General features: G+C 33.7%; 2 protein-coding genes. Both read right to left on the minus strand.

Features of this window, described 5'->3' with window-relative positions; translation table 11 throughout:
- Window positions 1–424: PhzF family phenazine biosynthesis protein (locus tag AC1DJR_RS29660; protein WP_477004223.1), on the minus strand; the 424-nt coding region annotated here is incomplete at its 3' end.
- A gap of 601 nt (window positions 425–1,025) precedes the next feature.
- Window positions 1,026–1,420, minus strand: a 395-nt coding sequence (ybaK, locus tag AC1DJR_RS29665; RefSeq protein ID WP_477004222.1) for a Cys-tRNA(Pro) deacylase, incomplete at its 5' end; no start/stop codon positions are given.

Consider the following 1,420-nt stretch of genomic DNA (forward strand, 5'->3'; position numbering starts at 1 on the left):
TATCAGGTATTAGTTGTTCTTCATCTAGATTTAAAGATTCAATAATTTCTTTACAAGGAAGTGTTGTAAGGAAATTAGGGAGATTTTGTTGTAAAGATATCATTTTATTTTCGTCAATTTTTACGTTAAGCATCCCCGCTTTAGTCTTTATTGTATACACTTTTGAATTTATTTCTTTCATTTGGGCTAATAAGGAAAAAGTAGCAATTGTAGCATGTCCACATATAGCAACTTCTTCATTTGGTGTAAAATATTTAATTTCGTAATCTGAATTTACAGAAGGAAGTACAAAGGCAGTTTCGGAGAAATTTAGTTTGTTTGCAATAGCTTGCATATCTTTTATTGTAAGATCCTTTGTGTCTAAAACAACCCCAGCTGGATTCCCACCTTTTGTATTTTTAGTGAAGGCGTTTATAACATATATGTTTTAATCTTCAATCCAATCACTTCTTTCCCTTTTTCCCCAGTATATCATCTTGTAGATATAAAAAGTGACATGTACATTCCATACATCTCTAGTTAACATGACGTCTCATTATCGGTAGCAAGGAAAACGGAGGAACCTTCTTTTTTAGTTCTATGAATCTATACATTTTTTTATACATTCCTATCCTGGCACGGTTTTAGGGCTCTTGTTTGTTACTGGATTAGCCAAAAAACTGTATAAAATCTTGCATGCTCTTAGCGTGGGGGTTTTCCAAAATACTGGCATCCCCCAATATGTGCTTTCTTATGGGTATTTCTTGAACCCTCATTAAAATACTTTCCCGTCCTTTGTCTATCTTTAAAAGTAACTCTGCTTGTTTATTTAAAGTCCTTGCAACGAGGCATTGTACTCCTCCTAAAGCCAAACAAATGATTAAAATTACACATCCATATTATACTGATTAAACTAAAAATTCATTCTCTTTTTATTTCATTCATTATGTAAATAAAAAAGGATAATCCGCCCTCATAATGGACTAATTATCCTATAAATCTTTATCTAAATTTAATAAAATTAGAACTTCTTTTCCTATGTATACTTATTTCGTTATTTCACCAAACTGCGCTCTCGTCACTTTCGCCAAGTCATCAACTTTAAGCTCAATTTGTACTCCAATTTTCCCGCCACTTACAATGATCGTTTCAAGCGATTGAGCACTCGCATCAATACATGTAGAAAATAACTTCTTCATTCCTACTGGTGAACAACCGCCGCGAATATACCCTGAAACTTTCGTAATATCTTTAACAGGAATCATTTCTATCTTCTTTTCACCGACCGCCTTTGCGGCTGCTTTTAAATTTAGTTCCTCATCTACTGGGATAATGAACACATGATAATCTTTACTATTCCCTTGAGCGACAAGTGTTTTATATACTTCTCTCACTTCTCTACCAATTTTCCCAGCAACTGATACGCCATCAACTTTCCCAT

This window comes from Bacillus sp. 05T31 (assembly GCF_056396725.1).